We start from the raw sequence: 14,967 nt of genomic DNA, 5'->3' as shown, positions 1-14,967 counted from the left end.
CATTGCTAAAGCCTGTTTTTTCTATTTCTAAGTTTCTAAATATGTCTTATTTATATTTAATCATTGCCATTATTGCTGAAGTTATCGCAACCTCTGCTATGAAAGCATCCAATGGTTTTAACTTGCTGGTGCCCTCGGTGATTACCATTTTAGGCTATGCGGTTGCGATCTATTTTCTGTCCCTCATCATGAAAGTGATTCCTGTTGGTATTACTTATGCACTCTGGTCGGGTGCTGGCATTATTTTGGTGTCTTTGGTGGGCTGGATTTACTACAAGCAGTATTTGGATTTGGCTGCCATTATTGGTTTAGCTTTTATGATTACGGGCATTCTGATTATTCATCTTTTTTCCAACAGTACTGAAATTTAAAAATTTTCAATTTATTATTCATATCGACATTCAAAGTTTATAACCACATAAGATCAAAAATACATTTGCCCCAGCCAAACCTTGTACTGTAAAACAAGCTGCACTTTGTTATTGCTCAGTTTGCTTCAAAATGGCACTACCACTAAAAAGCCCAAGTTGAACTTGGGCTTTTTATGTCTAGATTATTTAGATCATTATTTCAGTTCATCCAGCAAAGTCGGGATAATCAAACCATCGACATTCTGCTCTGTTTTATAGACCCCATTGCTGACATTAAACTTGTTGACATGGTAGGTCGAGCCATAAATAGAATCAAAGCCTGTGCCTTTGGTAAATGTCTTTTTATTGGCAGCAAGGTCGAGTAAATGTGTCCCACCAATAAACTGCTCATAGGCTTTCGGATCTACCCCGACCTTATTGGCCATGATTTTAACCGCATCATCATGGGTAGCCGGATCATTAATATATTTCACGGTTTTATCCCACACCTGAATGATTTTTTTCCATTCTTCCTTATGTGCAGACAAATGTGTCATGTTCACGGTCAAGGTATCGTAAATTAGACCCGGCTTGTCTTTGGAACTATAGATAATTTTAGAACCGGAAACTGCTTTTAAAGCCTGATTCGCCACCGGTTGCCAGACAGCAATCGCAGCAATATCAGGACTACCAAAGACTTGTGGCAATTCATTGGTCATCGAGTTGACCAGTTTCACATCAGATGTAGCAATTTTGGCATCGTCCAAGGCAGTAGATAACAGCAAGTGATCGACCAGACCTTTTTCAACCGCAACGGATTTTCCTTTCAGGTCAGCAAGCGAGTTAATATTACCTTTCGCAATAATCACGTCATTGCCGGCTGAATAGTCGGTTGCCATAATCATGATGCCTTTGGTACCACCGGATGCAATCACCAGATTGTCACCATTGGATACCGAAATTGCGTCCAGCTGATTGGCTGAAAATGCTGAAATGGACGCAGAATAATCAAACCATTTAAATTCGACATTTACGCCCGCTTCTTTAAACCAGCCTTTTTCGATGGCAACTTGCCAAGCCACCCAACCCGGCCAGTCGCTATAACCGATGGTGATTGGCTGGGTATTGACACTACCCTTGGCCTGATTGGTCGGTTCTGGTATTTTGGCTGTATTGTCACAGCCACTGAATAAAATGGCACAACAGACAGATGCCGATAAACATGCTTTTTTAATCATTGTGCAACTTCCCCTATGCAATTGCATGTGTATTTTGTATTGGTAATTTGTTTGGATTGAATATAGTCACGCCAACCGCCAAAATGGCTAATATCAGTCGCGTCCTCCAAGGCATAGCCTTCACAGATAAAGCCTTTGACCCAACTGCTATCCGCCAGTTGCACATTGCCAATCCCTAAAGGTGCTGGCACTTCAGCAACAATCTGTCCGAACAGTGCAAATGGAATGTCCCAAACCTCCACTTCAATCGCATGACCACCGTGTTGTGTACATTGCAGGCCCGGTTTAGGTGGCGTGGTATTTTTTAAAGCAAAAAGTTTGTAATTCGGCGCCGTTTTGGTTTTTTGCAGCAAAGTACCTTTGCGCGTAGTGAGCTGAAAATTCAGTGGCATCCCGGTTAGATGCGCGCCAACAACCGCCAGCTTGACTGAATGTACCGATGAAATATTTAAGGATTTTTTATAGCTTTGATTTGATATGCCTAAAGGCAGGTCAACAGATTGCTGCCAGGTTTGTCCAAATTGCGCTAAAGCCTGATCCATCCATGCGGGTGCAATAAAGGTGACGCCACTCGACAAACCATCCGCGCGTATGCTATTTGGCAGTGCCAAAGCAGATAAATCGGCAAAATTGACAAAATTGGTATAAGCGCCCATATGACTATTTTTCACTATCGGGTCAGCTTCAACATCACGAATTGTATAAATGGTTGCTGCTGTCGGTACCATTAAGGCATCAAAGGGTTCCAGCGCCAGATTGATCTCTCGAGCCAGTTTGGCACGTTCATATTCTGCTTCAGTCATGTCCACAGCACTAAATTGGTCGGCCTGCGCAACAATTTGTGCAATGACAGGATGCGCTTGATCACGGCTGACATGTTGTGCGACAGCACTGGTTCGTTCCGCCACCCATGCTTTGTTATATAATGCAGCAGCCAATTGATTAAAGATTGTAAAATCTATCGCTTCAACTGCATAACCTAGACTTTGCACCCGTTCAACGGCTTGCTCAAATGCTTTTTCAGTTTCAGCATCACCATAAAATTCCAGCTGGGCAGGAATCGCGATTTTGCCTTTGGAAAATTGCATCGGCACATTGGCTGGATGCTGGCGTGAATATTCATCACTTGCATCATAGCCTTGCATTAGCTGAGCCACTTGCCAGGCATCATCTACAGTCAAAGCAAACACAGAAATGACGTCGATGGTTCGGCAGGCAGGAATAAGTCCAGAAGTTGAAAACCAACCTTTGGTGGGTTTTAAACCGACAATATTATTATGTCCTGCTGGAACACGACCTGAACCGGCAGTATCTGTACCTAAACTGAATGGTACTTGCCCATTTGCAACTGCCACACTTGAACCGGAACTTGAACCGCCACTGATATATTCAGGATTGAAACTGTTCTTCACTACCCCATAAGGTGAACGCACGCCAACCAGACCTGTCGCAAACTGATCCAGATTGGTTTTACCGACGACAATTGCACCGGCCGCTTTCAGTTTTGCCACTACGGTTGCATCTTGAGTGGCTAAATATGCCGCTTCTTTACACGCTGCAGTGGTATAAAAACCTGCAACATCAATATTGTCTTTCACTGCAAATGGAATGCCGTAGAGCGGCAAACTATCCAGTGATTGACCGTTTAAGGCATCAATCTGCGCTTGTAATTGTTCAGCTGTGGCAATTGAAATCCAGGCATGGTCTTCATTTTCAAAAGCTGCCACATAGTTCAGCAAGTCTTGAATCTGAATCTGTTGCTGCTGATAAGCCTGCTGCCAATCTTGAATTGTCCATAAGCTATGCATGGCTAAACTCCTGCTTTATTTTCATTTTGTGGAATGGGAGGCATGACGGCATCCATTAATTCCAGATGGCCTTTAATGACCCCTTTTAATGCGGTAAATTGCTGGCCAATGTGTTTGAGATCTGAGCTCAAGCCTTGTATCAGCATGACTTCCATCACCTTGTTATCATCAAGCTGAATATGCAGTGAACTGATCACCTGACTTAAAAACTGTTGTTGTAAATCAATCAATTGCGTCCGAAGTACTTTCAAACTCACGTCATATAACAAAGTTAAAGTCCCCACCATGACTTCATTGCGCTGTTCCAGGTCTTCAATCAGATGCTTGTTAATCATGTCGACAATGGCCTGAGAACGGTTTTCATAGTGTTCTTCAACAATGCGCTGATCTAAAGCCGTCAGGGTCGATTCCGGCACAGTCACACTGATTCGTGCCAATTTTTGTTTAGGCACGGTTTGATCCTTTAAAAGTTGGGTCTTGTTTGATGTATAAGCCAGCGCGTACGCTGAGTAATTCGATCAGGAACTTTTTAAACGGATGCAGGTTTTTTTTAGCTTGAACCGTATTCATATGCATCTCCTTCAGTATTACGAAAATTATGTTTTGTATTACCTTGGAGGATGCAGAAAGCATGCCAATTTTTAGCTATTGGGATTTTGAAAATAAACTTGAATAAAATGGCAAAAAAAAGCCCCACTAGGTTGAGATGGGGCTTGTTTAAAAGCAGAGTTAGTTGAGTGTTTCACTGGTTTATTCCATTTTTATTGCTCATGTCCTGGTTATTCTTTTTATACATGTTGGAATTAACCGATGTTTGTGATTGAGTAATCAAGTGGGTTGCTCTCCTCTAGTTATGCTGTATCTAAATAAAAGCAGAAAGCGTGCCAAAATTTAAAATTAATTGAATTAAGTCGCAATGGCATATAAAAAGCCTCACCAAAGCCTAGTGAGACAATACGAGGGTGATTTACCCACTTTAAATATGCTTAAAAAATGTACCAGATTGCACCATTGGGGTTCACTCGTGCATCAAAGGGTGGCTGAGCTTATCAAATTTTTTAAACGCAGTTTTTGTGAACTCTAGCTCGTAGGTCATCAATACTTAGCTTTACGGTTTCTTCAGTTTCAGCTTCCTCTGCAAGTTTGAGCCGTTCTTTGTCTTCAATCAGATCCATCAGACGTTCATACATGTCCGCAGGAACGCAATAGAATGCTGGATTGTTACGGTTTAGGATAGCAACTGCTTCACCAAAGCCGTTCCACTTCCACTGGATTATTTTTGAAGTCTGATATGCTTGCGACAAAGCGTGAGTAGATAATATTGTTCATCTTGGCAATGTCCTAGATATGCAAACAATAGTGAAATGATGACCAATTTAATGAGCTTTTAAAAGACCTCTAAATTGGTCTCATATCGAAGCTTATCTATTTAAAATATTTTCAATATGACGATTCAATGTATCTAAAGTATCTATAATTTTATCAAACATAAAATCCAATGCTTTTCCATAACCATCTTGTACTGAAGAAGAGTCGAAACCTAATTTCTTTAGATGTTCTAATGCTTCACCAACTGATTCATGAGCTTCGGCATTTCTTAAATCATTATTTATAAATAATGGTGCCATTTTAGGATTGCTTTCTAATACATTAAAATCTATGGAGTAACCAATCAAAGTTTCTTTTGATTCATGATCATTATCAAGTGTTTCCATTAAATTTAATAAAACTTGCAATAGTTTTAGAGTTTTGAAATCATTAATTTGTTTTCTATCTACCCCCATTTTTGCTAACAAACTTTTTATGCTTCCTGGTTTCAGTCGCATTAAGATTTCGTTAATTGTTTTACATCTACTCAAAAAATCTTGTTCGTACATGTAAATAGGTGCGACTTGGTATAACCTTGCCAAAATAGGAAATGCTCTAAAACCCTCATTTTTATAGTTATCTATTATATATTCTGAAAAACTATAGGGATTATAGCTACTCGTCAAAATTCTTTCTATTTCAGCCAAGTTAGTAGTTAATTTACATAACTGTAATAAAAACCTTTCAGTCTTTTTCACAATATGCTCTTCAGCCAAATTAAATTGTTTTGTCTCTGTATTCGTTAATGTGTACTGATATACATGAAATATTTCTTCGTCAGGTACGTTTTTATATAATTCGTATAAGGATAATCTAACTAAATTACGTCCTTCTCTTAAACAATTTTGAAATGACCATTGACCTTTATATGAAGGTGAACAGTAAAAATGATCGCCATATTGTTTAAATGGGATTGCTTCATACAATGCATCTTTCTCATATTTTTCTAAAAATTCATCTTTTACATAAACAAATTTTTGGGTTGCATAGTCCGCGAGTTCTTGTCTTGTAAAAGGTTGAGTTTGATTTGGCCATATAAGTTTATCAGCACTAATTGAATCACACTTATCTGGCTCTACGGCACATGCTACTGCATGAAGCTGAATTAACACTCTATCTTCGATACGGCGAATGCAAAGCTCTCCCCAATTGGAAATATTTTTATTATAAAAATCTTCATTACCTAATAATTGATTAACTTCGTTAGTTACTTCAATGTAACTCTCATAGTAGAAAACTCTGAAAGCATAGCAATTTCTCATCCATAAAAAATTTCTTAAGTAGTCATTCCGCATAGTCCATTTTATATTTTTAGACTGGATAAACTCATATTCACAACAAACATCTCCACTCGCAATATTCAATACCGGAGATGCCAAATCATCATAAATAATCCTTTGATCAGTATTACCAATTAGCCGAGGAGTCAGGCCTAATGTCATCCATACTTTTTCCGCTAAGTTATAACTATATCTGGAACCATCTCCCCAAGATGCCACTATATAGTCATATCCAGAGACATCTAATGTTATGTCTTTTAACCCACCTTTACTATTTATGGCGGGGGTACTTTCTTTAACTAGTCCTGATGCTGTTTCACCAAACACGGTGATTTTTGATAAGTCAGTTTCTGGTACACAAGCCATAATCATATGGACGTATTCATAACCATCCTCATATTTATTTTTTTCAAACCTTGTTGCAACTTCAATTTCAGCTGAAGGATTATCAATAGACTCTAAACGCAATAATTTCTGAAGACGTTCAGGCAAAGAATTAATTAATAAAGGGAAATCATTTTGGTAATCAAACATATATTGTATAAATTATTTAACTTAATTGATTACACATTTATAATGAAAAATGGGAGTAGAAACTACTCCCTAATACAAATTATTTACTTCAAGCCACTGGCGCCAACGTAAACAAAACTTGCCCCGTTTTAACTGTTTGCCCTTTTTCAATCGTAATCGCATCGACACGCATACGCTCAGGCGCAATAATTGGAATCTCAATCTTCATCGCTTCAATCACGGCTAAGGTTGCACCTTCTTCCACAATATCGCCCGACTGACATTCAATTTTCCAGATTGAGCCTGGCATATGCGATTCAACTGCACAACCACCGTCTGGAATTTCAACGCCTTCACCATCATCCACAGCATCAAGACTTTCAGAGACATATTCTGCAAGCCCTGCTTCATGCCAGCGACGACGTTCCGCATCAAAGTTGGCTTGTTGCACCGCTTTAAATGCCGAAATGGATTCTTGGTTTTCGGTTAAGAAGTCATTGTATTCTTTCAGGTTGAGTACGCCTTCTTCAATACGCAGTTTTAAACGACCTGCTTTAAAGTCCTCACGCATGTGCATAAGCTCAGCTTCAGACACTTCATAAAACTTAATCTGGTCAAAGAAGCGCAATAACCACGGCATACCTTGTTCAAAATCAGGATTTTTACGGTAGCGTGACCACATTTGCGACGTACGACCGACAAACTGATAACCACCCGGACCTTCCATACCGTACACACACATATACGCACCGCCAATACCGACGGCATTTTCAGGTGTCCAGGTACGTGCCGGGTTATATTTGGTAGTGACCAGACGCTGACGCGGATCAAGCGGGGTCGCCACGGGCGCACCCAAGTACACATCACCCAAGCCCATGACCAAATAACTCGCGTTATAGACCACATCTTTGACAGCTTGTTTGTCTTTTAAGCCATTAATACGACGGATAAATTCGATATTGTCCGGACACCATGGCGCATCAGGGCGCACGGTTTGCATATAGCGTTCAGTAGCAAGCTGAGTTTGTGAATCTTCCCAAGCTAGTGGTAAATATACGGTACGGGATGGCACTTGCATTTCTGTGACATCAGGTAATTGCTCTTCCGCCACTTGAAGCATACGCAGTAAATCAATCTGATCGAGCTGGGTCGAATCAAAATGGATTTGCAGCGAACGGATACCCGGTGTCAGGTCGATAATGCCTTGGATGTTTTGATCTTTGACCCATTGCATCAGTGCATGAATACGGAAACGCAGGTTTAAATCTAAAACCAACTCGCCATATTCAACGAGCATATAGTTATTGCCCGCAGGACGATATACCACATCAGGCGTACCATTTTGACCTTTTAAAGTATCCAAAATAGCTGATTTTAAGGTGCTGATTTCAGGATAGAATGCTTCATCAAAAGTCACATTTTGCGTATCTGCAGATGCCAACTGTGCATGATATTTTTCATTCAAGAGTTTTGCTTGGTGGTAGCTGACAGGCACAAATTTGACTTTATCACCGGCTTTGAGCTGCCCGAGTTTCCAAAGTTCAGAATTGATCACTACCGCAGGACAAACGAAACCACCTAGGCTTGGACCATCTGGACCCAAGATAATTGGCATGTCACCGGTGAAATCAATCGCACCTATGGCATAGGCATTATCATGAATATTGGATGGATGCAGACCTGCTTCTCCACCATCCTGACGCGCCCATTCAGGTTTAGGTCCAATCAAACGGATACCGGTACGGCTTGAGTTAAAGTGAATTTCAAACTCATTGGCAAAAAAGGTATCAATATCATTTTTGGTGAAGAAATCAGGCGCGCCATGTGGGCCATACATCACCGCAATTTCCCAAGAATTTGAGAATGATGGGGTTTGATCTTCTGTTAAGGCTTTGACTTCCTCTGATGTAAATGCCGTGATTGGAAGCATATCGCCAATCAGCAAGTTACGCCCTGCATGACCGCCAAACTGACCTAGAGTAAAGGTCGCTTGTGAGCCTAAATATTCAGGTACATTTAGACCGCCTTTAATGCCGATGTAAGTACGGCAACCTGTGGCGATCTTGCCACATTTCAGCACCTGACCTTTACGCACATTCACGGTTTGCCACATTGGTACAGCGACACCATCCAAAGTCGATGGCATATCACCACCAGCCAGTACAATTTGGCTATCGCAATGGAATTTCAAGCTTGGACCTTGAAGCGTACATTCCAGACCTGCGGTATTCGGTGCATTGCCCAACAGTTGGTTCGCCACATTTAATGATAGCGGATCAATCGCACCCGATGGTGGCACACCGACATCCCAATAGCCCAAACGACCTGTAACGTCTTGCACGGCGGTTTGAATGCCGGCTTGCAACACTTCAATCTTTTGCGTTTTCCACTCGAATGTATTTAAGAAGCGTGTGGTTTGCGTACCTGCTTTAAATACATCACAGTCGATAATGTTTTGTAGATATTCAAGATTGGTTTCGATGCCTGCCACTTGGGTTTTAGCGAGCGTATCAGCCATGGCTTGAATCGCCGAATCACGATCATCTGCTGTCACAATGATTTTGGCAATCATCGGATCATAGAATGATGAAACGTTTGAACCCGTTTCTACCCATGTTTCATTACGCGCATTTTCATCAAACTCAACATGCGTTAAAAGTCCTGCACTTGGCTGGAAGTTTTTAATTGGGTCTTCGGCATAGAGACGAACTTGAATCGAATGACCTTGCGACTCAAGTTGTGAAGTTGGTGCTTTCCAATCACCACTGCCTAAAGTCACCATCCATTCAACAAGATCGACACCAAAGACTTGCTCAGTCACGCCATGTTCCACTTGTAGACGGGTATTCACTTCCAAGAAATAAAATTCTTGTGTGTCGGTATCCATCACAAATTCAACCGTACCTGCCGAGCGGTAATTCACCGATTGCATCAATTGAATCGCGACATTTTGCAGATATGCACGTTGTTCATCATTGAGGTGTGGTGCAGGTGTTTCCTCAATCACTTTTTGGTTACGACGTTGCACCGAACAATCACGCTCACCCAGTGCTAAGACTAAACCCTTACTATCACCAAAAATTTGCACTTCGATATGACGGGCATTTTGAACGAATTTCTCAAGGTACAAACCTGCATCTTTGAAGTTGGCTTGCGCTAAATAGGACACAGTTGCATAGGCATCTTTCAGCTCTTCTGCATTCCACACCAAACGCATACCGATACCACCACCGCCTGCGGTGCTTTTCAGCATTACAGGATAGCCAATCCGTTCAGCTTCAAGCAGTGCTTCCGCTTCATCTGCCAATAACTGACTGCCCGGAAGTAACGGCACATTGGCTTGAATCGCAAGTTCACGCGCGGTGTGTTTTAAACCAAAGGCTTTCATTTGCTCTGCATTTGGCCCTAAGAACACAATGCCTTGTGCTTCACATAGATTACAGAATTCGGCATTTTCAGACAGGAAACCATAACCCGGGTGAATCGCTTCCGCACCGGTTTGTTTGGCAACTTCTAGAATTTTCTCGACATTCAGATAACTTTGGCTGGCAGGTGCATCACCAATAAAGACTGCTTCATCGGCTAAAGTGACATGTAGAGAATCGCGATCTGCTTCTGAATATACGGCAACCGATTGAATGCCTAATTTTTTTAAAGTACGAATGACACGACAAGCAATTGCACCACGGTTGGCGATGAGAACTTTATTAAACATGGCTTATTCCTCGCCTTCACGGATGATCAATTGAATTTTGGTTGGGTTATAGGCATTACATGGGTTATTTAGCTGTGGGCAGTTAGAGATCAGCACGATCAAATCCATTTCTGCTTTGATTTCGACATATTTACCCGGTGCAGAAATGCCATCATCAAATTTCAGGTGACCGTCTGAAGTTACAGGTACATTCATAAAGAAATTAATGTTTGGCCCAATGTGGCGCACGTTTAAACCATGCTTTTTGGCAATTGGATGTTGCGACAGCGCGATCATGAAATTATTACGGCAACTGTGCATTGGGTATTTGTTATGCGCATAACGCACGGTATTACTTTCACATGAACATGCACCGCCTAAAGTGTCATGGCGACCGCAGTTATCATCATGGATGGTGGCGATTTTATTACCGAAATTGGTATATAAGGTTGTACCTTTCTCAAGGTAAATTTGACGGTTTATTGCTAAAGTATCAGTGGCGCTATAACGCTCTTCAGGGTTGTGTGCAGAAATAAATAAGGTATCTACCGCTTGGTTGCCTTCAAGGTCAACAATACGGAAATACTGCCCTTTTTTGACTTCGCACATCCACGCTTCACCGGTAGGACATACTTCGCTGAGTACTGATTTTTCTAGGTTTACTAATGCAGTCATGATTATTCCCCTTAAGCAGTTAAAGCGTAGTAGCGGTTATTATTTTGGAACGCACGCTGATTTTGCGGGCATGAATCACGGCAGACATCCGTTTCGCCCAAAGGCAATGCTTTAAATAATGACAATTGAATATCTGCTGGTGCATATTCTTTGCTGTTATCTAAGGCATGTGGTGCACTGGATAAAAACACCAAGCAATCCATTTCAAAGCGCAGTTCAATAATCTGGTCAGTATTGTCTGATACCACATAAGACAAGTTACCGTTGTCATCAGGTTGAACTTTTGAGAATAAATTGAGTGTATTGCTGAGATCGGTTGTAGATAAACCAAACTTGGTCATCTCTAACAGTAAGCTGTCTTTGCCATTGCGGTACATGTCGTTGCGTGCATCTTGGAAGGTTTTGGTGCCGAATTGTGCTTCAATTTGCCCTGCTGTACTTGGTGCACAGAAAGCATCATTCCAACCGTGGTCATCTTTGACAATCGAGATCATGGCACGTCCAAGATCTGACGCTAAAATATGCCCTGTACTTAAAAATGCCGTGTGCTGTGCTTTTAGACTGTCTGGCATGTTATAGGCTTCAAGCTTATCTTCAGCATTGACACAAAAAAGTGAAACATTGGCATTTTCACCTAATGCTTTAAGTTGTAATACTCCTCCACGCTGAATGCGTGCAGACCAATGGTGCCCACCCGGTAATAGTTCCGTCCAAAGTGATTGATTATTATGGTACTTGTTATCTTTTGCGCCCATGTGCATGACCTCTTTAAGGTTTAAATTACAACCTCCCGGGCTTTTATCCCTCCGTGTAGCTTGGGTTTTAACAAACCTAGCCGTGAACTCTCGGTCTCAGACACAGTCTTTTAAAAAATAACTGCCGGAACCCTAGATCACTTTATGATTGTGTTAATAAATGCAAAGGCTGTGCCAAAACAGTATTACGAATTTACATAGTTGTAATACTAAAAATGAGCAAAAAGAGATCATCTTGGTTGTGAAATCGAAATCCGATGCCGTATTTGCACCTAAACTGGACTTTTTATCTGCCAGATAAAGCCTGATAATGCGGCCAGCAATAAAATGGATTCGGCATGTTTAAAGATAAAAAACTGGTGTGTTTCGATCTGGATGGTACCTTGATTGATTCCGTAGGCATCTGGAATCAAGTGGATGCAGCCCTGATTCAACAGTTAGCAAAAATTGATATTGATCATCATAGCATTCAGCAGCAGCGTGATACCCAGCTGAATAAGTTTCGACAGTCTGCTGATCCCTATCTGGAATATTGTGCTTATCTGAATGAATTGTATGGTTTTAATTTAACAAAAGAACAAGTAAAGTTACGCCGTTATACCATTTCACGGCATTTTCTCGATCATGTCGTGGAGCTAAAACCGCAAGCAGAAAATTTGATTCAGGCGTTGAAACAACGTGGTATTCAATTGGTGCTAGCCACCACGACGAGTTTATATAATATCCAGCGTTATCAAGAGAATAATAAACTCATCAATAGCAAAATTGATTTCAGCAACGATTTTGCATTGATGTTAACGCGTGAAAATGTCGACAACATCAAGCCACATCCAGAAGTGTATTTAAAGGCACTGCAACATTTTGATCTAAAGCCAGAACAATGTCTGATTGTTGAAGATTCACTGATTGGGGTGGAAGCTGCAAATCATGCCGGCATCGATGTCGTTGCACTCTATGATCAATATTCTGCCCATGAAAGCGACCTGATCAAATCCAAAGCGAATTATTATGTAGAAGATTTTGCAGCGTTATTAAGTTCTCTAAACTAAAAAAAGATGTCATGAATCATAGATTTCATGACATCTTCTGTAGGGATACATTGTTTTGTTAATTATTGTTTTTATGCGTTATTTTGCTTTTTTATAGATTGAGCCTGAACCCACCAGATTGCCAGTTTTTTCGTCAATTGCAAAATCCACGATGCCTGCACCTGCATTTACCTCAAGGAAACCATTCTTTCCAACTGAAGCTGGAACAGGATTTTTCTTTTCAGTTTTACCCGTCTCTTTATCTTTTAAGGTATTGGTAATGAAGTAATTGTCACCATTTTTGACAATCACGAGCGAATTTTCAATTTTGGGGTTTTCCAGGGTGTTTTTCCAGGTTCCTTGATAATCCGGTGCTTCAGTAGTACAAGCAGTTAATAACAGTAATAATGGGATTGCTGAAAAATATTGAAGATATTTCAAAACTTAAGACCTTGAGTGTTACGATGCGGTCATTATAGAAAGAACCCTATTCAGGTTAAGCCAGATCTTGTTGACAAAGCGTTTCAGCCGTACTGCATCTGTTTTGCTTTAGTGATTTTTTGAAATTCGTATCCACATTTTATTCATAAAATCAAAAAACCCATCCGATGATGGGTTCTCTCTTATGCATTCAGTACCGTTTATGCGGTTTTATGCATGCTTCCGGTTTCTTCAAATTTTGCATGCCAGGACAAGGCTTCTTCAAGAAGATGCGGTGTTTGTCCACCACGCTGGCAAGCACGATCAAAGTAATCATTTAAGGCATCGCGATAATCTGGATGTGCACATAAATCGATAATTTTGCGGGCACGTTCACGCGGTGCAAGACCACGCAAATCTCCCAGACCGTTTTCTGTCACCAAAACATCGATGTCGTGTTCGGTATGGTCAGTATGACTCACCATTGGCACTACAGAAGAGATCGCACCACCTTTGGCCACAGATTTGGTCACAAAAATTGCTAAATGCGCATGACGGGTGAAGTCACCTGATCCACCAATACCGTTCATCATTTTAGTGCCAGTGACATGGGTAGAATTCACGTTGCCGTAAATATCAAACTCCAGTGCGGTATTGATGGCAATGATCCCCAAACGGCGGATGATTTCAGGATTATTGGAAATTTCCTGCGGACGCAGCACAATCTTGTCTTTATATTGTTCAAAATTCTGCATCACATGTTGTGCACAAGAATCTGACAGGGTCATTGAACAGCCTGAAGCAAAGGTCATTTTGCCTGAATCAATCAACTCAAAGGTACAGTCCTGTAAAACTTCCGAATACATTTCCAAGTCATGAAAATTGGAATGTTCAAAACCTGAAAAAACCGCATTGGCAATCGAACCGACTCCAGACTGTAATGGGCCTAAATTTTCCGGTAAACGCCCTGCAGCCACTTCGCCTTCAAAGAACTGAATCAGATGCTTGGCAATGGCTAAAGTATCCTGATCCGGTTCGTCCATATTGAAAGAGGTATCTGGAATGTCATTCAGTACAATCGCTGAAATCTTTTCCGGACTGACCTGAATCCCAACCGTTCCAATCCGGTCACCCGCATGAATCAACGGAATCGGTGCGCGGTTCGGACGGGCTTTCGGTACATAAATGTCATGTACGCCTTCCAGCACCGGATTAATGGTGTTATCAATTTCAACAATCACATGATCTGCCATTTCCACAAAGTTGGCCGAGTTACCGCATGAACCAGTTGGAATAATCTGCCCATCTTCAGTAATCGCCGTTGCTGCAATCACCGCGACATTAATCGATGGCAAGTTGTGATGACGGATGTTATCTGCCATTTCAGACAAATGCTGATCGATATACATCACCTCACCAGCATTGATGGATTTACGCAGACCGGGATCAGCCTGATAAGGATAACGGCGCTCAATTGCATGGGCTTCATTTAAACGGCCATCAATTTTATTGCCCAAGCTGGCACCTGTCGCCAGGGTAATTTTCAAGGGATGCTCTTTGGCATATTCAGCCAGAGCCAACGGTACTGCTTTTGCCTCACCTGCACCACCAAAACCACTTAAACCGACTACAGCACCGTCTTGAATCAATTTAATCGCTTGTTCAGCAGACATAACTTTGTCGCGAAGGGAGACTAAGCGAATGCGATCTAAACCATTCATAATAAAAATCTCAAAAATAAACATATTGTTGTCCACCATCCCGGCGTGCTGGAATGGTAGTTGTTATTGCTTATTAAATTCTAATTTGTTACTTATCGCTCTACGCTGATAGAGACT

The 14,967-nt window shown here is 41.2% G+C and carries 12 protein-coding genes, 1 pseudogene and 1 riboswitch; of the genes and pseudogenes, 2 read left to right on the top strand and 11 right to left on the bottom strand.

From position 1 onward, the window contains the following. The first annotated feature begins 41 nt into the window (after positions 1 to 41). The gene (locus tag ACE01R_RS09400) at positions 42 to 371 is read left to right on the top strand and encodes a DMT family transporter (RefSeq protein WP_395550775.1); all 330 of its coding nucleotides are present in this window, start codon (positions 42 to 44) and stop codon (positions 369 to 371) included. A gap of 194 nt (positions 372 to 565) precedes the next feature. Here ACE01R_RS09400 and ACE01R_RS09395 read toward each other — a convergent pair whose 3' ends face one another. The 9 genes and pseudogenes from ACE01R_RS09395 to ACE01R_RS09355 all read right to left on the bottom strand — a co-directional run bounded on the left by ACE01R_RS09395 (position 566) and on the right by ACE01R_RS09355 (position 11,681). Beyond that, a complete protein-coding gene (locus ACE01R_RS09395; RefSeq protein WP_395550774.1) occupies positions 566 to 1,588 on the bottom strand; it encodes an ABC transporter substrate-binding protein in 1,023 nt (340 codons plus the stop codon). Beyond that, on the bottom strand, positions 1,585 to 3,396 hold the full coding sequence (gene atzF / locus ACE01R_RS09390) for an allophanate hydrolase (RefSeq protein ID WP_395550773.1): 1,812 nt from the start codon (positions 3,394 to 3,396) through the stop codon (positions 1,585 to 1,587). Before atzF ends, ACE01R_RS09395 begins: the two co-directional genes overlap by 4 nt. A 2-nt stretch (positions 3,397 to 3,398) precedes the next feature. Further along, positions 3,399 to 3,848 carry a CopG family ribbon-helix-helix protein gene (locus ACE01R_RS09385; RefSeq protein WP_395550771.1) on the bottom strand — a complete coding sequence of 150 codons (450 nt, stop codon included), beginning with the start codon at positions 3,846 to 3,848 and terminating at the stop codon, positions 3,399 to 3,401. Beyond that, the gene (locus tag ACE01R_RS09380) at positions 3,841 to 3,966 is read right to left on the bottom strand and encodes a hypothetical protein (RefSeq protein WP_395550769.1); all 126 of its coding nucleotides are present in this window, start codon (positions 3,964 to 3,966) and stop codon (positions 3,841 to 3,843) included. Before ACE01R_RS09380 ends, ACE01R_RS09385 begins: the two co-directional genes overlap by 8 nt. A gap of 488 nt (positions 3,967 to 4,454) precedes the next feature. Then, positions 4,455 to 4,725, bottom strand: a pseudogene (locus tag ACE01R_RS09375) (type II toxin-antitoxin system Phd/YefM family antitoxin). 92 nt (positions 4,726 to 4,817) lie between these two features. Continuing rightward, complete coding sequence (locus ACE01R_RS09370; RefSeq protein ID WP_395550768.1) at positions 4,818 to 6,578, bottom strand: hypothetical protein; 1,761 nt, start codon at positions 6,576 to 6,578, stop codon at positions 4,818 to 4,820. Between the two features lie 88 nt (positions 6,579 to 6,666). Next, positions 6,667 to 10,272 (bottom strand): urea carboxylase, encoded by a 3,606-nt coding sequence (gene uca / locus ACE01R_RS09365; protein ID WP_395550766.1) that lies wholly within the window; start codon positions 10,270 to 10,272, stop codon positions 6,667 to 6,669. 3 nt (positions 10,273 to 10,275) lie between these two features. Next, positions 10,276 to 10,926: an urea amidolyase associated protein UAAP2 gene (locus tag ACE01R_RS09360; protein ID WP_395550765.1), complete on the bottom strand. Its 651-nt coding sequence runs from the start codon at positions 10,924 to 10,926 to the stop codon at positions 10,276 to 10,278. An 11-nt stretch (positions 10,927 to 10,937) separates the two neighbouring features. After that, positions 10,938 to 11,681: an urea amidolyase associated protein UAAP1 gene (locus ACE01R_RS09355; RefSeq protein WP_395550753.1), complete on the bottom strand. Its 744-nt coding sequence runs from the start codon at positions 11,679 to 11,681 to the stop codon at positions 10,938 to 10,940. Between the two features lie 30 nt (positions 11,682 to 11,711). Next, positions 11,712 to 11,828, bottom strand: a riboswitch (guanidine-I (ykkC/yxkD leader). 191 nt (positions 11,829 to 12,019) lie between these two features. On the opposite strand from ACE01R_RS09355, the gene ACE01R_RS09350 reads away from it, so the two are divergent. After that, entirely contained in the window at positions 12,020 to 12,730 is a 711-nt protein-coding gene (locus ACE01R_RS09350) for an HAD family hydrolase (protein WP_395550750.1), read from the top strand. A 78-nt stretch (positions 12,731 to 12,808) separates the two neighbouring features. Here the strand turns inward: ACE01R_RS09350 and ACE01R_RS09345 are convergent, their stop codons facing one another. After that, positions 12,809 to 13,150, bottom strand: coding sequence for a hypothetical protein (locus ACE01R_RS09345; RefSeq protein ID WP_395550749.1), 342 nt, complete (start codon positions 13,148 to 13,150; stop codon positions 12,809 to 12,811). Positions 13,151 to 13,350: 200 nt separating this feature from the next. Beyond that, positions 13,351 to 14,850 (bottom strand): acetyl-CoA hydrolase/transferase family protein, encoded by a 1,500-nt coding sequence (locus ACE01R_RS09340; protein WP_395550748.1) that lies wholly within the window; start codon positions 14,848 to 14,850, stop codon positions 13,351 to 13,353. Positions 14,851 to 14,967: the final 117 nt, after the last annotated feature.

This window comes from Acinetobacter sp. BSP-28 (assembly GCF_044130285.1).
Taxonomy (GTDB): Bacteria; Pseudomonadota; Gammaproteobacteria; order Pseudomonadales; family Moraxellaceae; genus Acinetobacter.
This window is presented reverse-complemented; position numbering and strand designations above follow the sequence as displayed.